Source organism: Carboxylicivirga sediminis, from assembly GCF_018156225.1.
Classification (GTDB): Bacteria; Bacteroidota; Bacteroidia; order Bacteroidales; family Marinilabiliaceae; genus Carboxylicivirga; species Carboxylicivirga sediminis.
In genome coordinates this window covers 15,820-33,924 of record NZ_JAGTAR010000001.1, presented here as the reverse complement: position 1 = coordinate 33,924, position 18,105 = coordinate 15,820, and the positions used below count along the sequence as shown (strand labels likewise).

Annotated in this window: 14 protein-coding genes; 4 read left to right on the top strand and 10 right to left on the bottom strand. The window is 41.9% G+C overall.

Annotation, left to right across the window (positions count from 1 at the left end; genetic code table 11):
• Positions 1 to 23: 23 nt before the first annotated feature.
• From KDU71_RS00160 to KDU71_RS00130, 7 genes are all read right to left on the bottom strand, one after another.
• Entirely contained in the window at positions 24 to 1,256 is a 1,233-nt protein-coding gene (locus tag KDU71_RS00160) for a hypothetical protein (protein WP_212187866.1), read from the bottom strand.
• Between the two features lie 20 nt (positions 1,257 to 1,276).
• Complete coding sequence (locus KDU71_RS00155; protein ID WP_212187865.1) at positions 1,277 to 2,803, bottom strand: RagB/SusD family nutrient uptake outer membrane protein; 1,527 nt, start codon at positions 2,801 to 2,803, stop codon at positions 1,277 to 1,279.
• An 11-nt stretch (positions 2,804 to 2,814) separates the two neighbouring features.
• A complete protein-coding gene (locus KDU71_RS00150) occupies positions 2,815 to 6,342 on the bottom strand; it encodes a SusC/RagA family TonB-linked outer membrane protein (protein WP_212187864.1) in 3,528 nt (1,175 codons plus the stop codon).
• 86 nt (positions 6,343 to 6,428) lie between these two features.
• The gene (locus tag KDU71_RS00145) at positions 6,429 to 7,607 is read right to left on the bottom strand and encodes a FecR family protein (RefSeq protein WP_212187863.1); all 1,179 of its coding nucleotides are present in this window, start codon (positions 7,605 to 7,607) and stop codon (positions 6,429 to 6,431) included.
• A 72-nt stretch (positions 7,608 to 7,679) separates the two neighbouring features.
• Entirely contained in the window at positions 7,680 to 8,228 is a 549-nt protein-coding gene (locus tag KDU71_RS00140) for an RNA polymerase sigma-70 factor (RefSeq protein ID WP_212187862.1), read from the bottom strand.
• A gap of 224 nt (positions 8,229 to 8,452) precedes the next feature.
• Positions 8,453 to 8,929, bottom strand: coding sequence for a YhcH/YjgK/YiaL family protein (locus tag KDU71_RS00135; RefSeq protein ID WP_212187861.1), 477 nt, complete (start codon positions 8,927 to 8,929; stop codon positions 8,453 to 8,455).
• A 171-nt stretch (positions 8,930 to 9,100) separates the two neighbouring features.
• Positions 9,101 to 10,597 carry a glutamine synthetase family protein gene (locus KDU71_RS00130; RefSeq protein WP_212187860.1) on the bottom strand — a complete coding sequence of 499 codons (1,497 nt, stop codon included), beginning with the start codon at positions 10,595 to 10,597 and terminating at the stop codon, positions 9,101 to 9,103.
• Between the two features lie 295 nt (positions 10,598 to 10,892).
• Between KDU71_RS00130 and KDU71_RS00125 the strand changes: the two genes are divergently transcribed.
• Both KDU71_RS00125 and KDU71_RS00120 read left to right on the top strand, forming a co-directional pair.
• Positions 10,893 to 11,519: a hypothetical protein gene (locus KDU71_RS00125; RefSeq protein ID WP_212187859.1), complete on the top strand. Its 627-nt coding sequence runs from the start codon at positions 10,893 to 10,895 to the stop codon at positions 11,517 to 11,519.
• Between the two features lie 137 nt (positions 11,520 to 11,656).
• Positions 11,657 to 12,826: an adenylate kinase gene (locus tag KDU71_RS00120; protein ID WP_212187858.1), complete on the top strand. Its 1,170-nt coding sequence runs from the start codon at positions 11,657 to 11,659 to the stop codon at positions 12,824 to 12,826.
• A gap of 47 nt (positions 12,827 to 12,873) precedes the next feature.
• On the opposite strand, the gene KDU71_RS23495 is transcribed toward KDU71_RS00120, so the two are convergent.
• Positions 12,874 to 15,156, bottom strand: a complete 2,283-nt coding sequence (locus KDU71_RS23495; RefSeq protein ID WP_212187857.1) for an NADP-dependent malic enzyme — start codon at positions 15,154 to 15,156, stop codon at positions 12,874 to 12,876.
• A gap of 330 nt (positions 15,157 to 15,486) precedes the next feature.
• Here KDU71_RS23495 and panB point away from each other — a divergent pair, with 330 nt between their 5' ends.
• Both panB and KDU71_RS00105 read left to right on the top strand, forming a co-directional pair.
• The gene (gene panB, locus KDU71_RS00110; RefSeq protein ID WP_212187856.1) at positions 15,487 to 16,305 is read left to right on the top strand and encodes a 3-methyl-2-oxobutanoate hydroxymethyltransferase; all 819 of its coding nucleotides are present in this window, start codon (positions 15,487 to 15,489) and stop codon (positions 16,303 to 16,305) included.
• 75 nt (positions 16,306 to 16,380) lie between these two features.
• Positions 16,381 to 17,070: an RluA family pseudouridine synthase gene (locus KDU71_RS00105; RefSeq protein ID WP_212187855.1), complete on the top strand. Its 690-nt coding sequence runs from the start codon at positions 16,381 to 16,383 to the stop codon at positions 17,068 to 17,070.
• A 3-nt stretch (positions 17,071 to 17,073) separates the two neighbouring features.
• Here the strand turns inward: KDU71_RS00105 and cdd are convergent, their stop codons facing one another.
• The gene (gene cdd, locus KDU71_RS00100; RefSeq protein ID WP_212187854.1) at positions 17,074 to 17,589 is read right to left on the bottom strand and encodes a cytidine deaminase; all 516 of its coding nucleotides are present in this window, start codon (positions 17,587 to 17,589) and stop codon (positions 17,074 to 17,076) included.
• 106 nt (positions 17,590 to 17,695) lie between these two features.
• Positions 17,696 to 18,046: a 50S ribosomal protein L20 gene (gene rplT / locus KDU71_RS00095; protein ID WP_212187853.1), complete on the bottom strand. Its 351-nt coding sequence runs from the start codon at positions 18,044 to 18,046 to the stop codon at positions 17,696 to 17,698.
• Positions 18,047 to 18,105 lie beyond the last annotated feature (59 nt).

Below are 18,105 nucleotides of genomic sequence, written 5' to 3'. Positions count from 1 at the left end.
TTATCAGTGCTTTAGGTGTTTTATTAATCTAATAATCCGTTCATTCTACCGGGGCAGCTTTCGATGGCAAAACGCACACGTGCAGCCTGCTCAGCAGTAATGTGGTTACGATATGATGCATTCGATAAATCATCCATCGCATTTGATGCATTAAACTTCTCACCGTTTAAGCCTGTCTTAACAATTTGATTGGTCTGACCTGTTGTGATGTATTTTTGCGTATCAGAACAGTAATCTTCAAAATCGGGCACCTCACTGAAACTGGTTGTATACAGGCCGTAGAAACGACCAACAGCATTGGCAATTGTGATACGCGATTCAGGTGCCTGCTGAAAAACACTGCGCTCAACGGCAGCAGCCAGATTATTAAAGGTTTTATCTTCGGTAGCAATGTCATCACTGTCTACAATTTCACCCATGCCTGGCCATGCTTCCTCAGCGCCTACATTCTGAAATTGAGGAGTGGTGTTTTTTAGGTTACCCGAAAATGGCAAAACAAAGATGTTCAAATACTCATTATGATTCCAATAGCGAGCACCGCTATAGTAGCCATCTAACTCGGCAATGAGCGTTTCAACATCTTTAGCCTGTTCACTGGTATAAATAATTTCATTTAAACCTGGTTTATTCATGGGTGCGCCAGAGTTGGTATATTTTGCAAAACGAAATTCAATTTGGGCAGAGGCCGCATTGGGTGAGTTACCAATTTCGTTATTGAATACACGGTTCAAATCGTCAAGTGCCGTTTCGAGGTGCTCATATTCTACCTTTTTGTAGGTTAAGGGATCGTATTCATCATCGTTTTCGTTTAGCTCCAACACGTGAAACACAACGTTGACATAGCGTTGTTCGTAATTTGCATCTAATGTATACACATCCACTTCTTCCAGCTCAGATTGAGCATCGCCAATTTGAGCATAAAAAGTTTTGGTAATTCCTGCCTCTTCAGGATAATAGGTCATATTCACTTCAGCACCTGTTTCGTCGTAAATATGAATGGCACTAGAGGGTAAGCTTTTCAGATTTACCGCGCGCAATTCGCTGACGCTGTCACCAAAATAAACTGTACGATAGGCTTCCAGATGAAAAGAGAGGGCTGCTTTTCCGTCGGCCATTACCTTTTGTGTACCTGCACTTAGAAAAACTGAATCAATTTCGCTTGGATGTACATCGTACATTTTGTAGTTGAACCCATCTTCTTTCTGGCAGGCAACTAAAAGGGCCAGAATTGGTGTGATATATAATAACTTCTTCATTTTCAATTATATTTTTCTGTTTACCAAATAATATTGACCCAGCCCGGATTTTGAGAGATATGCGGATTCTCCTGCAACTCTCGCAGTGGGATAGGCAAAGCAAACTGATAGCTGTTTGGCTCGATGGTTACGGTATAAGGTTCTTCGTAGGTATCAAATACTTTGATGGAGCGCTCAAACGAAACGCCGTAACGCTTCATATCCAGCCAGCGGTAGTCTTTAATGCCTGCAAACTCTTTACGACGCTCGCTGATAATTTCAGCTAGCAAATCATCGCCAGTAACAGTGATTTCGGCCAGTTCCCTCCATTCTCTGAAATTATTGATAATCTCCAGCGCTGCGGCTTCATTACCTAATCGATATTGGCATTCGGCCAGCATCAGGTAGGCATTTTCGATTTCGAACAAATAGTAAGAGCCGTATTTCTGATACATGAAGTGCGTACTTGGCCATGTGGTGTGGTTCACCACCGGTGGGTTACCAATAGGGCCGGAGTTACGTAACAGGAAACGCCAGCGGATATCATTGCTTTCTACCGAGCTGTAGAACTCTTCAACAAACGACATACCGGTAGGGCGACCACTGCGGGCACCAAATACCGGAGCAATGGCGGCGCTGCTGTTACTCGAAATAATAAATGGGTGAGGGTAGCCATTTAATCGCCCTCCCATTTTTTCGGTATACTCGGTGTAATTGCGGGGTGTGATTACCTCAATGCCCTCAGATGCTATTAATGCAGACTCCAGAGCCTTTTGATAATCACTGCTTTCCTGTGCCGGACTTTCGGCTTTAAACCAATAAACCTGAGCCAGCAGGTTGTGCAGGCTTCGTCTGTCATACATCACATTAAATGAATTTCTTGGATCAGTTTCGTCCAGCATCTCTTTCACATCAAGCAAGTCATCCATTAAAATCTCATACACTTCAGTATGCGTTTTACGTGGCATTTCAATGCCTACTACCTCATCGCCTGTGTGCAGGTAAATTGGAATGCCGTTTTCCTCTGAATTGTATTGTGAAAAATACTGGTAAAGCTTAAACAGGTAAAAGGCGCGGTGCATTTTCAATTCACCCACTAACTGATGACGCTGCTCCAGGGTGCAATCATCAAAGTCGGCCATGGCATCAATGTAGGTGTTTAAGAAACCTACCTGGCGATAGTATTCGTTCCAGATGTGTTGAGGCGTATTAAAATCGTTATATAAAAATTTATTGGCGTAATACACCTCGCGATTATTCGGCACCAGGTTGTTCCAGCGGTCGGTATAAATATCCCAGCTTTTTTCAGGATCAAGATTATCGGCATAGGCCTCAAACATCATCAGCATATCGCTTGTGTAAAGTCGATAGTTGGCGTTGGCTAACCCATGATTGGGAAGAATCCTTTCGTACTGGTCGAACATATAACGCGAAAACATGATTTTAACATCTTCATAGCCGCGCAGGGCACGTTCGTTAGTTGGATCGACTGCTAAAAAGTCGGAGCATCCGCTTGCTACAAACGAGACTACGGCAAGTATTGATATATATAGTTTATTGATTTTCATACCTTATCAATTTAAAATCCAAGTGTTACAGAAAGTGTGTAATTTGGTGTAATAGGATAACCAAATGTATTGCGTGTTTCAGGGTCTGAACCACTAAAATTGGTTAGCGTAAACAGGTTGCTTCCAATAAAGCGTAACGACAAATTATTGAATGGGCTGTTTTCGGTTACAGATTTAGGGGCACGCCAACCAATTGATAATGATTGTAAACGCAGGTAGTTTCCGCTTTCTAAGTCGGAATCTACCATATATAAATCATAATTGGAGCGCGTGGTTGACATTCCAGGAACGTCAGTAATATCGCCCGGTTGTGTCCATGCATACAGGTGGTCGGTTGATAAGTTAGTGCGTGATGCATACAAACTTCCCTGATTACGGTTAGGTCCGTTTTGTACATCCTGAAAACCTAATAACTGATTACCTCCGGCATACACGAAGTTGGCTGTTACATCAAACCCTTTGTAGAAAACACGGGTGTTAAAACCTCCATAGAACTTAGCATCGCGCTGGCCCAGATGATAGGCAGCGTAATCATCATTAAGAACCTGGCTGCTTGTGTTGTTGAGGTCAATTAGCTCATCGGTATAAGTTATTTTGCCGGTATTGTAATCGGTGTTTTTGCGTTGTGCCCATACCATGGCAGCACCAGTGTTTTCATCGATGTGTGAAAACTTGTAACCATACCAGCTATTGACCGCGTAGCCCTGAACGTTCTGGGTGTAATACGTTGAATTGGCTGGTAAATCTACATTGTAAACCTGATCTAAGCTATTGTTTATGGTGGCAAAGTTACCGCCCACTTCCCACATAAAGTCTTTTTGTTTGATAACCTCAAAACGAGCCGACAACTCAAATCCCTGGTTGCTTAACTCACCCACATTCACATAAGCAAATTCCCGTCCGCTGGAGTTAGGCAAGCGCATCATATCCAGCAGGTCAGTAACCTTCTCGTCAAAGTAATTAACCTCAAAATTGGCGCGGCCTTGCAATACCGATAATTCTAATCCTAAGTTGATGTCGCGTTTTTGCTCCCATCTTAAATTAGGGTTACCGTAAGTAAACAAGTTACCGGTTGGCATACCGTCATAAAAGTAGGCAGATAGCGAATACGTGTGGAATGGCAGCTGGTCGCGGTTAATACTTCCGCGGTAACCATATCCCATCGAAAATACAAGGCGGTCGAATATGCCATTATTCTTCATAAACCCTTCTTCGTGGGCGTTCCACTTGGCACCTGCTGACCACAGTGGCTGGAACTGATTTTCGTTACCAATAATATCTACACCATCGTAGCGAATATTGAAGTTGGCCACATAGCGGTTGTCGTATGAATACACGCCTGAAGCAATATAACTGGCATTGCGTCTTTCGCGAAAGCTGGAACCACCCAGTCGTGCTAAAGCCAATTGATCAAAATTGCCACCATTGATGTCGCTCCACGCTGGGTAACCTCCCAGGCGGTATGCTGTTAGGTATACAGGCAACATGCTGTTAAACTGATAGTTTGAGCTACCTCCAATTTCAATGGCACCAAATCCCTGGATGTAATGTTTATCAATTCGTTTGTTGTACTCCAAGCTGTTGCGCATGGTGAAGTTAAGGGTGCGACCAAAACTCTCCTGCAAACGGCCTAGGTTGTATTCGGGCAACACATTGCCACCAATGGCAGCTGAATTTAGCCAGTTGGCTGCCCATGAAGTATAAGTTCCGGCACCAATCTCATCCATGCTATGCACGGTATTATAATCCACTGCAGTGGTTGAAACAATACGAAAGTCGTCGAGAAAGGTATACTCGGCACCAATTTGTGCACGCATCATACCCGCTGTATTGGTTCGTGTGTTTTCACGCAGTTCGCGAACGATATTAAAGTCATAATACCCAAGGTGAGGATTCGAAGTTACCGGAGGTAAATAGGTTTGATCAGCTGCATACGAACCATCCGCATTAAACGGCTTTTCGTATGGATTGGCATATACCGCATACTCAAACTCATTCATGGCCGAAATGCCTTCTTTACGCTCCTTCAAGGTTGAATACATGTTGAATTTCAGTAGCAAATTTTCATTTACAAAGCGGTTCACCTTCATGTTAATTGTTCCTTGCTGGAAATCATTTTCCATTAAAGCACCTTGTGAGCCGTTGTAGTTGGCCGAGATATGGTATTGTAATTTATCGGTGCCACCACTCATGGTCACATTGTGTGATTGGGTAAACGCATTGCGATACAATACATCCATCCAGTCGGTTTGTGTGTTGCGCAATAGGTCAATTTGCTGTTGGCCTTCTTCGGCTGTCAGGTAGCCCTGGTTTACCTGGTTCATTATCTGGATAGCTCGTCCGCCTGTTGCTGGCAGGTACTTATCGTAGATACCTAATTCAAAGTCCACTTTCTGATTGGAGTTCATGAAGTTCCAGCTGTTCTGAGGTTGCATGGTGACCCCATATTTGCCACTATAGCTAATATAGTCTTTACCCGATTTACCTTGCTTGGTAGTTATGACTACAACACCATTTGCAGCACGCGAGCCGTATACCGAGGCTGCTGTGGCATCGCGCAGTACAGTTATACTTTCAATATCTTCGGGAGGAATATTGCCCAGTCCATGGGTCAACATTTCATTTACATTGCCCACTACATCGCTATCGGCCATGGGCATGCCATCCAGTACAAATAAAGGTTGACGGTTACCTGTCATGGTATTGGTACCTCGGATAACGATATTGCCCACTTCTCCCGGATTACCTGAGTTGCTTTGTACATATACACCTGCCATTTGACCTTTCATTGCCTCATCAACAGTGGTGGCCCCGATAAATTCCATTTTCTCAGCATCAATGGAGCTAACCGAACCAATCATTTTTGATTTTTCGCGTTTTTGCATACCGGTTACTACCACCTGGCTAATTTCACTAACATTTTCATCCAGGTAGATGGTTAGTTCGGTTTCTTTGCCAACCTTTATTTCTTTAGCAATGAATCCAATAAATGTGACCACCAAATGAGTCTTGTTAGATGGGAAATCGATAATAAAATTGCCATCCACATCAGTGACTGTGCCTCGGTTACCTTCCTTCACAATCACATTGGCTCCAGGTAAAGGTTCGTTGGTGCCAGCTATCATTACTTTACCCTTCAGCTTGGTAATGCTGATGGGTTGCTTTATTTCCTGTTGCGATTTGTTGATGACAATAATATCATCCAATATCTTAAATTCAAGATTTTGGTTGGCCAGCAGCAGCTCAAGAATATCATCCAGCGGCATATTGTCTGCATCAATGGTTACTTTAGCATGCTCATCAACAATATCCGAGCTGTACACAAAACTATAACCGGTTTGCTGACGGATTTGATCCAGTGCATTAACCAGTGCCTTGTTTTTAAGATGAATACTAGCTTTGTGTTCTTTACTGTAGGCTGTTGCCTGAACCTGGATGGTTCCGACTAGCATAAAAAGCCCCAGGAATTGAATGAGCTTTAATTTTTTAAGCAAACCAAATGCAATACAGATAGCATCTGACGAACATTTTTTTTCCATATATTAGTATTGTTTAATTAAGGTATGCTCGTGTTACAGCACGAGCGTTTAACATTAGGTGGATGTTACAGCATCCACCTTTTTTATCAATTGATACTTTTTACTGTTAGCGTGTTTCCATTTACTTCCAGGTCAACGGAACCGGTCAATTCAAGTATTGAAATAAACTTGTTAATTGACTCGTATTTGGGCATGTCAATGGAGAAGCGATAGTTCCTGCTTGCTTCGTTGTTGTAGACAACATCGAAGTTGTACCACCGTTTCATATCGTCGAGAATGACTTCCAGTGGCTGGTCTCTAAAAACTAATCGACCTTCTTTCCAGGCTGAGTATAGGTATGTGTTCACCTCTTTAACAACTACTGTGCCACTATTACCGTGATTGACAATTAGCTGCTGGTTGGGCTTGAGCCTTTCTACAAAATCGCTTTCATTGCCATTAGTTGAGCGCGCTTCAACTGAACCTGACACTAAGGTGGTTACTGTTTGTGTCTCATCGGGGTAGGCAGATAGATTAAAGGCTGTTCCCAATACCTCTGTTTGTTGCGTGGTCGTTTCAACAATAAAAGGTTGCTCAGGGTTATGAGCCACTTCAAAATATGCTTCTCCTGTCAGCTTAACGGTTCTGCTGGTGCCGCTAAAGGCTACCGGAAATGTTAACTCCGATTGAGCGTTTAGCCACACTTTTGTTCCATCGGCCAGCTCCAGTTGGTATTCCCCGCCATGGGGGGTTACAAGGGTGTTATATAATAATTCTTTATCGCTAATAGCTTCATTTTGATACACCAAACTACTATCGGTATGAAATATTTGTACACCATCTTCGTTTATAACAGATTCATCATTGGTAGTTCCAAGTTCAAGCCGCGCTCCATTGGCCAGCTTTAATATAGCTTTTGATGTGCCGGGATGAATCACTTCCTGTGTCAAATAATCCGGTTCATAATCTGAGTTAAGAAGGTAATTGATTGCTATACCCACTGTCACGACTAAACCGGCAATGGCAGCAGCCCGAAATGCTATTTGGCCGATTGTAAACCTGTGTTGTTCCGTCCTTTGTAAAAAATTGCTGTAAGCTTTTTTCGTATCTATCTGCTTATATTCGTGAAGCCGTTGTTCGATATGGTTATGATGATGGATGGACTGAAATATATTATCGTTCTCCGTATCTTTCAGCCAGGTTTGCAGCTGCTTTTCTTCCTCATCAGATGAGTTGGAAAGCAAGTGCTTACCTATAATTCGTCCTATTTTAACATGCTCTTTCATGCAACTGGTTTTTAAGTAATACAACTACAACCTCAAAAGGAGTGCAACGAAAGTGAATTTTTTTTCTTTTTTTTATATCCCGGATGCGAAGGAAACGATCTGGTAAACGTTCTTCAGTTGTTCCTTTAGTCGTTTATAAGCCCGTTTTTTTTGTGATTTGACGGTGTTAATGGAGATGGATAAATCTTCAGCAATCTCATTATTCTTTAGTCCATTGAGTGAAAGTATTAATATTTTCTGGCATTGTTCAGGAAGTTGATTGATGGCGTTGGTCAGAGTAGAGTAGGTCTCCTCTTCAATAATTTTATTCAGGAAGTAAGTTTCAGAGCTTACTTCAAGCAGTGTTTGTTGGCTGTATTTGCGTTTAACTGCTTCGTGCTTGAGGATGTTAATGCACTCGTTACGGATGGTTTTATAAAGAAAACCTTTGGCGGCCAGTAAATTTTTTTCTTCTTCAAAGTTTTCAAACAGCTTTATGAATGCGTTTTGGACAATGTCCTCGGCTTCGGTCGATGACTGAATAAACTGCCGGGCGAAAATGACTAGGCCCGGGAACCATTCTTCAAAGTGGTGCTTTATCTGGTATTTATTGTATAGTATGTCGCTTTGATGTTTACTCATGTCCATTGGAACATGATAAAATCATGCCAAATATTTCAAAAATGAGTCTTTGACAAATTAAACAAAATCAAAAAAACTAAAATATCAGAAGAATATACTATGTATTTAGCTGAACAGAAAAGCATGATTAATCCCTAAAAACATAATTGAATCAGCTTATGTGTAAAATTATTGGGCTTATTCTTCTCTAGCTTAATGGCCATTGGAAAATTGATGAAACAGCATTAATCAACAGCCACCTTAATAACTATCTTCTCCACTTTAGTGGGTGCATCAATACTAATGCAGGGTGCATGTAAATCATCGGGATAAAGAATGCAGCCTGAACCAGTCGCTAATCTGATGTTTGAGTAATCTGCAACTTTTGGAAAGTATAAGTCCTTTGTTGCATCATAAGGGTCATCTTTTACTATTCTATTGATGGGAGCTATCAGTATTTGCTCCGTGCCCTTGTGTATGTATTGTATATCAATGTATTTTTGATGTCCTTCCATTTTGGCCTCGGCAATAGGCTTGGTTTCATAGGTCTGGAAGATGGCAAATATCCGTCGACCGTCAATTTCTACTTCAAAGGGTGTGCCTGCACTAACAGTGGTAAATACGCTGCTTATATTTGTTTTGAGCAGGTAGTTAATGGCTGTTTTAATGCGTTCGTTATTGCATTGGTTCATCAATGTTGATAAAGTGCCAATAATTGCCATGTTGTATATTTTAAGGTTCCGAGTAAAGATAATGCATTTTTAGCACGTAAAACAGCCAGTTCAGAAAAGTAAAAGGGCCGGAGTGTTGTTCCGGCCCTTAACAGGTTTAATTGTGCAAATACTAAGTAAAACATTGGCTGGCAATGTTGCGATATACAGATTTTGGTTTTGTTACTGACAGTGAATGTATTGTAATACCAACTCGCGAATTTGGTCGTTCTTACCGTACAGGCGCTCGCTCAGCTTCTCATCATCAAACGCTTTTAGCTTGTTGATGGTGTGCGTAATAACTCTTTCTGGGAACACGTTGTTGTTTTCAAAAAGGAGCCTTTTACTTTCGAGACGAACAGCCGATTCGTAACATGAAGTTGGTAGCTGTTCTAAACCTCCTTCTGGCATTTGGTGGAAAATGTTTCCGTTTACATACAGTTTTTCTGCTCTATCGAGGCTATCAGGCATGTTGAGACCATGTTCGGCTGCTGCTATCAAACCTGCAATAGTCAGGTGGATATTAGCCGAGCCATCTGGAGCACGGAATTCAACGGTTTGCTTACTATCGGTATTGGCAGGGTTAATTTCAATACCTGGATTAGCATCAAAAATCATTTTTTCAACCCCACCGGTCCACCCAAGTGGCACGCGCACAAGGGCCGAACGGTTGCGGTCGCCCCAGCAAATGTTTGTTGGAGCTTCCTGGTGGGGAACAAGGCGTAGGTATGAAGTAGGAATTGTATTTCCAAAGGCAGTTAGTGCATCGGCCATATCCAGTATGCCCGCAATCACTTTTTTAGCTACATCGCTTAATCCGCTGGCGCCGAGCATAATATTTTTGCCATCTTTTTCAACTAACATGTGGAAGTGTAGGCCACTGCCCGCTTTTCCAACAGTAATCTTAGGCGCAAAACTGATTTCAACGTTGAGTTTTTCGGCTAACATACGGAGTACCCACTTGGCTACCAGTAATTGGTCAGCTGCAAATTCTGGTTCTGTTGGTAAAAACTCAATTTCGTGTTGTTCATAGGCTTCATTGCCGGCAGTGAAGGTGCCCACTTCGGCGTGGCCATATTTAATCTGACCGCCGCATTGAGCAATCAGTTTCAGCGCTTCTTTGCGCATGGCTTCAAACTTGGCAAAAGGCTCCGACTCGTGGTAGCCTTTTTGATCAGATGCCGGAAAATTGCTTTGACGCTCACTGTTGACATAGTACTCCAGTTCGCCCAAAAACTTCATGCCCATGCCGGTTGATGACATAAAATGCTGATGAGCTTTGCGTAGAATGTTTTCGGGAGCTGATTCCAAAGCTTGTCCTTTGTGATCATAGAATGAGCAAAGGATTTCAATAGATGGAATTTCAGAGAATGGATTTAAGAAAGCTGTCCGGTAGCGAGGTACCACATATAAATCGCTGCTGCCAGCCTCCATAAAAGAAAACAGGCTTGAGCCATCTACGCGTTCGCCGGCTGATAGGATGGCGTCGAGGTGCTCACGACTTGAGGCCACAAAATTCAGGCTTTTCAGGCGTCCGTCTTCGGCTACATACCTGAAATTAATCATCCTGATTTCGTTGGCTTCCATATATTTAATGATATCCTCTTTGGTGAAATCTGCAGAAGGCTTCTGTAAATATCTTACCAGAGGATTTGGATTTAATGTTACTGATATATTCATGGTTGTTGTTTATATTTTTTGATGAATGCAAGATGGTAATTGTAAAATCTGATTTTGATGATGAAAATCATGAGTTGGCAAAATATGACATGTTTTAAAGCATAGCATAGGGGTATAGATTTATAAAATATTAAAAATGGGCACAAAAAAATGAAATCAATGGGGTAGCGTGAGTAATAGCAGTAAAAATGCAATATTGTTTTTTCGTTATAAGATAGGATATTTATCCGCCAGGGCTAAAAAGAGGAGGTACTTGGTTCAATTTTTGTAAGTTTAAGCCGAAAATCATAATGGTATGCGTCATAGGGTAACTTTCTTTTTTTTGTTAATGGGTATTTCTTTGCTTCATGCCCAGAATGAAGCAATAATACAGAATAATGGTTTACAGCAAGATGCTGGGCTAGAGCTGCCAGTTGATTCATTTCAGGTTAAACCATTTAGTGTTAATGCCGGACTGAGTGCTTTTACAAACTTTGAGGGCATGTATGGCTTCAATACTTTTGTGGCACCCCAGTGGGCTTTAATGCCCGCAAAGAAATTTCAGGTAGATGTGATGCCGTTTGTTAGTCGGACCAATTATTATAATATACCAGCCTGGGGATATGCAGATGCTACAAAGCTCAAGCTGGATGAAACGATGTTACAGTTTGGTTTATATGCACAAGGTACTTACCTGATTAACGAAAAATGGTATGCCGGGGCATCGGTGTTTTTAGATACTACTCTGCCCGAAAATGCCAATTCACAACTGCAGGGTTTTAATAATTATGGAGCCTCTACTTATGTTGGCTATAAGTTTTCGGATAATTTTAGTGCCGAAGTATCGTTCGGAGTAAGCAAGCACCCGACTTTTTATTCTCCATCCCCGGGCTTTATGCCCATGATGCATCCGCGTAATCCCTATAATCGTTTTTCTCGCTGATGAGATAGGAAGACCAGGGTAGTTTTAAGTATAGCCGACTGATGTAAGATGGTATTGAGCTGTTTGTCCATTTCATATTTAATTAATATATTCAAGTGGCTCAATTTTAATCACGTACATCCTAAAATGCTAAAACTATGTTGAACATTGCTCTGTTTGGCCCCCCCGGTGCCGGTAAAGGAACTCAATCTGAATTTTTAATTAAAAAGTACAACCTGTTTTATATTTCAACGGGTGATATACTGCGTAAAGAGTTGGCCGAAGAAACGAAGTTGGGACTTCAGGCTAAACATATTATTGCGCAAGGAGGTCTTGTTTCCGACGAAATCATTGTGCAGATTATTGAGAAGACCATTAAAAATAATCCGGATGCCAATGGTTTTTTATTCGATGGATTTCCACGAACAGTTGTGCAGGCCTACATCCTGGAGGGATTGATGATTAAGCTTCATACCAAACTCGATTTGTTGATTAGTGTGGAAGTGCCAGAAGAAATATCGGTTGAGCGTTTATTGCTGAGGGGCGAAACTTCAGGACGTTTGGATGATAATGAAGAGGTGATACGCAATCGCTTACGCGAATATTCCGAGAAAACAAGGCCAGTACTGGACTTTTATAAAGAGCAGGGAAACTATGTGGCGGTTAATGGCGTTCAGAAAATAAAAAAGGTGACTTCTGATATCCGCAAGGCTGTTAATAAGGTTGTTCAGAAGAAGCAAGTCAATATTGTGCTTTTCGGGTCACCAGGTTCAGGTCGTGGGTCACTTGGCAAGGCCATTGCTGAAAAATATAAGTTGGAGTTTGTGTCAACCGGTGATATGATTGATGAGGAGATAGGTAAAGGAACACCGTTGGGCTTGAAAGCTAAGGAGTTGTATGAGAATGGACAGCTGGTGCCCGATGAAATGGTGATTCAGCTGATAGAGAAAAAGATAGAACAGTCTAAGAAGGCTAAGGGCTTTATCTTTAAGGGATACCCGCGTACGCTGGTGCAATCCTATATTTTAGATGGTATTCTTCAGAAGCACGATTCCATCATTAATAAGGTTATTGAATTAAAGGTGGATACCCTTGAGCTCATCAGACGTTTAGATAACAGGAGCAAGACAGATGCCTGTATGCCTTACGATACCAGTACTGAGAAAATTGTTAAGCGCTTGCAGGAGCATCAGGATAAGACGGTGCCCGTAATAGATAAGTACCGGGAGATTCATGATGTTATTGAAATTAACGGAACCGACGCATTTGATGAAGTTATGTCACGTGTTTCGTGTGAGATTGAAAGTAGTTTTAAAACACTCGACTAGTATTATTAAAAAGCCCTAAAGTGATTTTTCTTTAGGGCTTTCAGTTTTTATAACTCAATTATCTTATCTTCTTTTGTTTGAGCATCCACCGCTGTGATGGCTGCCATGTCAACAATTTCACGTACCGAACATTGTTGCTGCAGTACATGAATAGGTTTACGAATACCTAAAAGAATGGGGCCAATTATTTCCGCCTGACCTAATTCATTCATCATCTTATAAGCAATGTTTCCTGAACTGAGGCTAGGGAAGATGACTGTATTTACCTCCCGGTCTCCTAGTTTAGAGAAGGGGAAACGGCTGGCTCGAAGTTCCGCATTAAAGGCATAATTGGCCTGCATTTCACCATCTACCAATAAATTCGGGTAGTTTTCATGAAGATATCCGACTGCTTCTCTCACCCTAAGGGGGCTGCCTTTGCGCGTGGAGCCAAAATTAGAGTACGAGACCATGGCCACTACAGGCTCAATATTAAATTTGCGTACCTCGTTAACCGTTAACAGGGTGGTATCGGCCAGTGAGCGCACAGTGGGTTCGTAATTGACGGTGGTGTCTGCAAAGAAATAGGGCCCTTTTTTGGTCATGACTATGTACATGCCAGCAATATGATTGAGTGTATTATTAGTGCCGGCTATTTGTAGTGCAGGTCTTATTGTCTCTGCATATTTATTTGAGAAACCTCCAAGAAAACCATCAGCATCTCCGGTTTCCACCATCATTATACCATAATAGTTGCGATCGAGCATTTGGTAAAGGGCTCCCTCCATATTAAGGCCTTTTCGTTGCCGTTTTTGGTAGAGAATATCAGCATATTCTTTACGCTTATTTGCTTGTTCGGGTGCTTTATTATCAATTATTTCAAGATCCAGGATGTTGAGGTTGTTCTCACTGGCAATCTCTTCAATCTTTTGCTTATCACCCAACAGAATTGGTTTGGCAATGCTTTGCGAACGCACTACTTCAACAGCTTTTAATACTTTAAAGTTATCGGCATCAGAAAATACAAGGCGTTTTAGGTCGGATTTGGCCCGTGTTCTAATGTCTCGGATGAGTTTATTGTAAATACCCATACGTTTCATCAGGTCAATTTTGTATTGCTCCCAGTCAACAATATCCAGGCGTGCTACACCTGTTTCCATAGCTGCTTTGGCCACGGCAGGTGCAACTTCGGTTATTAAGCGGGGGTCAAGTGGCTTGGGTATAATGTATTCTTTACCAAAAATCAGATTCTGACTTTTATAGGCTGCATTCACTTTATCAGGCACATCTTTTTTGGCTAGTTCGGCCAGAGCATATACTGCTGCTTGCTTCATTTCTTCATTAATGGCCTTGGCACGAACATCAAGAGCACCTCTGAATATAAACGGGAAGCCAAGTACATTATTAACCTGGTTGGGGTAATCAGAGCGGCCGGTGGCTACAATCACATCCGGACGGGCCGAGATAGCCTCTTCATAACTGATCTCGGGTACCGGGTTAGCCAGAGCAAAAACAATCGGGTTATCAGCCATGCTCTGAACCATTGATTTATTAAGGATATTGCCTTTGGATAGACCCAAAAACATATCGGCTCCTTTGATGACCTCTTCAAGTTTAGTAAGCTCACTGTCCTGTGCGAATTCTATTTTGTATTTATTTAGGTCTGAGCGCTTTTTGGTCATCAGGCCTTTACTATCAAGCATCCATACATTCTCGCGCTTCACCCCAAGACTTATGTAGAGTTTGGAGCACATAATGGCTGAAGCCCCGGCTCCATTAACCACCACTTTGATGTTCTCTATGTTTTTTCCGGTTATTTCTAAGGCGTTAAGCAGGCCTGCTGCCGATATAATGGCTGTGCCATGCTGATCGTCATGAAATACCGGGATATTCAATTCCTTTTGTAAACGTGTTTCTATTTCAAAGCACTCAGGCGCCTTAATATCCTCCAGGTTAATGCCACCAAAAGTAGGAGCAATGGCCTTTATGACCTTAACCATGTCATCAATGTTTTTTTCATCTACCTCAATGTCAAAAACATCTACATCGGCAAAAACTTTAAAGAGCAGCCCTTTGCCTTCCATCACCGGTTTGCCGGCAATGGCGCCAATATCACCCAAGCCTAACACTGCTGTGCCGTTGGATATTACACCCACCAGATTGCCTTTGGCGGTGTAGCGATAGGCATCGTCTGGGTTTTGCTCAATTTCTTTGCAGGGCTCTGCTACTCCGGGTGAGTAGGCTAAAGACAGGTCCAGTTGCGAACTGTAAGGTTTGGTCGGAATTACTTCAATTTTGCCAGGCCGTCCGTTTTCGTGGTACTGCAAGGCATCTTGTTTAGTGGTAGACATGTGTGTTGTTTTTAATGGGATGGCAAATGTCAAATTTTTATCTCAAATGGATATTGATAAATATACAGATTGTTACATAACTTCTATCACTCACTGCAATTATGAAAAGTTACTTATTCGGTTTTTGAAAGTCCAAAATATCCCAGAAAATATTTCTTTAGGTTAATTAAAGGAGAGCATGATTATTTAATCTTTTACGATGTTTAGGAGTCGCTTGGCTCGTAACAAATTATTAACTTTGCAAGCTGTCAGTTGCAGAATATTTGCTATGCAGCAAAAAAAAAGTAATAAAATAAAACTACTCGCAGCGGGTATTAAAACAGATAAACTATGTCAGTTGCTCAGGAAAGACGCAAGAAAGTAACCACTCATGTATTGAGTGAAATGAAGATGCGTGGAGAGAAGATAGCCATGCTTACGGCTTATGATTATTCATTGGCGAAAATAGTTGACAGTGCAGGTGTGGACGTCATTCTGGTGGGTGATTCGGCATCAAATGTTATGGCTGGTTGGGAAACAACATTACCTATCACTCTTGATCAGATGATTTATCATGGTGCTTCGGTAGTGCGCGCTGTGCAACGTTCGTTAGTTGTGGTGGATATGCCCTTTGGTACTTATCAGGGCAACTCCAAAGAGGCACTGACATCGGCCATACGTATTATGAAAGAAACGGCAGCTGATGCTGTTAAACTGGAAGGTGGAAAAGAGATTCTGGAATCAGTTCACCGGATTTTGTGTGCAGGCATACCCGTTATGGGCCACTTGGGCTTAACTCCACAGTCAATTCATAAGTTTGGAACTTACACTGTTAGGGCCAAGCAAGAGGAGGAAGCTAAGAAGCTCATTGAAGATGCTCACCTGCTTGAAGAGGCCGGTTGCTTTGGAATCGTACTGGAGAAGATACCAGCTTCACTGGCCGGACAGGTTGCCAACCAGGTGAAGATACCTGTGATTGGTATTGGAGCTGGTAATCAGGTCGATGGACAAGTGCTTGTGCTTCATGATATGCTGGGCATCAATCAGGAGTTTTCACCACGATTCTTACGTCGTTACCATAACTTATTTGCAGAAATAAAAGGAGCTGTTGGTAATTACATTGACGATGTAAAAACAGTTGATTTCCCAAATGAACGTGAGCAGTACTAATAATGCAGTACATTGAGTTATAGGTTAAATGAATATTGAATGTAATTGGCTGTAAGCAGTCAGAAGGCTATAAAAATGAGTAAACTGGATATATTATACGAAGACAATCATATCATTGCTGTTAACAAGTCTTCTTCTGACATCGTGCAGGGGGATAAAACAGGTGACGAAACTTTAAGTGATAAAGTAAAGGCTTATATCAAGAAGAAATACGACAAGCCAGGCGATGTCTTTCTTGGGGTTGTACATAGGCTAGACAGGCCGGTGAGCGGGGTGGTGCTTTTTGCACGCACCAGTAAGGCTTTAAGTCGCCTGAATAAGATGTTTCAGGATAAGCAGGTGAAAAAAACCTACTGGGCTTTGGTGGCTGAGCTGCCGGAGGAGGATAGTGGCCGGTTAGTCCACTATATCCTGAAAAATTCGGAAAAGAACAAGTCTTATGCTTTTCCAAAGCCCAGAGCTGGCGCCAAAGAAGCGATTCTTAATTATCGTTTGATATCGGGACTAAAGAATTATTACATGCTGGAAGTTGACCTGGAAACTGGCAGACACCATCAGATTCGTTGTCAGCTGGCAAAAATCGGATGCCCTATTAGAGGTGACCTTAAGTATGGCTTCCCGCGTTCGAACAAGGATGGCAGTATTTCGCTGCATGCACGTCAGATTGAATTTGTGCATCCGGTGAAACAAGAGCCACTAACCATAGTAGCATCAACGCCAACGACAGAAAACCTTTGGAAGGAATTTAGAAATGTAAATGACTAATATTTAGTTATTGGATTTTGGACTTCGGTCTGCAGACTTTAACAGTCCTTCACCAACGAATGATAAAGGCAGCAAATCTTTGCTGCTTTTTATTTTTTGTATAGATGATTGACCAACCAGCAGTATGTCGTAGGCCTTTTTATAGCGCAATTCTGTTTCCAGTAATACTTGTCTGCAAGCACCGCAGGGTGCTACAGGATTTTCCAGAATTCCATTCTTATTCATCGCTATAATAGCTATTGAAGTAACGGGGGTATCGGGGTATTGAGCATTGGCGTAAAAGATGGCTGTGCGTTCAGCACATAGCCCAGATGGGTAGGCGGCATTCTCCTGGTTGCTGCCAGTTATTATCTGGCCATTCTCCAACAGTACGGCCGCACCAACATTGAATTCTGAATAGGGCGCATAGGCCTTGTGGCAGGCTTTTTCAGCGGCATTAACTAATGCTTGTTCTGTGGAGTTTAACTCATCTAATGAGTCGAATATTTCAATTTGTGTAGTCAGGTTCAGATGCTTCATAACTTGTAAAATGGGCACACAAGATAGTGATTATGTGTGAACCTTAAGGTTTATACAATAAAAAAGGAGACCAATTGGTCTCCTTCTGTATCTTGGCTTAATGTAATTAAGCGTTAGTTGCTTTCTTAACGATTGCTTTGAAAGCTTCCGGATGGTTCATTGCCAGGTCAGCAAGAACTTTACGGTTGATTTCAATGTTTTGTGCGTGCAACATACCCATTAACTTGCTGTATGATACACCTTCCAAACGAGCTGCTGCGTTGATACGCTGAATCCATAATGCACGGAAACTGCTCTTTTTCTTCTTTCTGTCGCGGTATGCGTAAGTTAAACCTTTTTCGTATGAATTCTTAGCAACAGTCCATACGTTTTTTCTACGTCCAAAGTAACCTTTGGTTTGCTTTAAAAGCTTTCTGCGTCTTTCTCTTGACGCTACATGATTTACTGATCTTGGCATTTTAAAATCATTTTCGAATGGTTAGCGCCCCCTTCGGGAATCTTTCAGCTAATTCACTC

Excerpts from the sequence above, each read along its gene's own strand:
- panB (WP_212187856.1), top strand. The coding sequence starts at position 15,487 with ATGTCAGTTGCTCAGGAAAGACGCAAGAAAGTAACCACTCATGTATTG.
- rplT (WP_212187853.1), bottom strand. The coding sequence starts at position 18,046 with ATGCCAAGATCAGTAAATCATGTAGCGTCAAGAGAAAGACGCAGAAAG.
- KDU71_RS00155 (WP_212187865.1), bottom strand. The coding sequence starts at position 2,803 with ATGAAAATCAATAAACTATATATATCAATACTTGCCGTAGTCTCGTTT.
- KDU71_RS00135 (WP_212187861.1), bottom strand. The coding sequence starts at position 8,929 with ATGGCAATTATTGGCACTTTATCAACATTGATGAACCAATGCAATAAC.
- KDU71_RS23495 (WP_212187857.1), bottom strand. The coding sequence starts at position 15,156 with ATGTCTACCACTAAACAAGATGCCTTGCAGTACCACGAAAACGGACGG.
- KDU71_RS00140 (WP_212187862.1), bottom strand. The coding sequence starts at position 8,228 with ATGAGTAAACATCAAAGCGACATACTATACAATAAATACCAGATAAAG.
- KDU71_RS00130 (WP_212187860.1), bottom strand. The coding sequence starts at position 10,597 with ATGAATATATCAGTAACATTAAATCCAAATCCTCTGGTAAGATATTTA.
- KDU71_RS00105 (WP_212187855.1), top strand. The coding sequence starts at position 16,381 with ATGAGTAAACTGGATATATTATACGAAGACAATCATATCATTGCTGTT.
- cdd (WP_212187854.1), bottom strand. The coding sequence starts at position 17,589 with ATGAAGCATCTGAACCTGACTACACAAATTGAAATATTCGACTCATTA.
- KDU71_RS00145 (WP_212187863.1), bottom strand. The coding sequence starts at position 7,607 with ATGAAAGAGCATGTTAAAATAGGACGAATTATAGGTAAGCACTTGCTT.
- KDU71_RS00125 (WP_212187859.1), top strand. The coding sequence starts at position 10,893 with ATGCGTCATAGGGTAACTTTCTTTTTTTTGTTAATGGGTATTTCTTTG.
- KDU71_RS00160 (WP_212187866.1), bottom strand. The coding sequence starts at position 1,256 with ATGAAGAAGTTATTATATATCACACCAATTCTGGCCCTTTTAGTTGCC.
- KDU71_RS00150 (WP_212187864.1), bottom strand. The coding sequence starts at position 6,342 with ATGGAAAAAAAATGTTCGTCAGATGCTATCTGTATTGCATTTGGTTTG.
- KDU71_RS00120 (WP_212187858.1), top strand. The coding sequence starts at position 11,657 with ATGTTGAACATTGCTCTGTTTGGCCCCCCCGGTGCCGGTAAAGGAACT.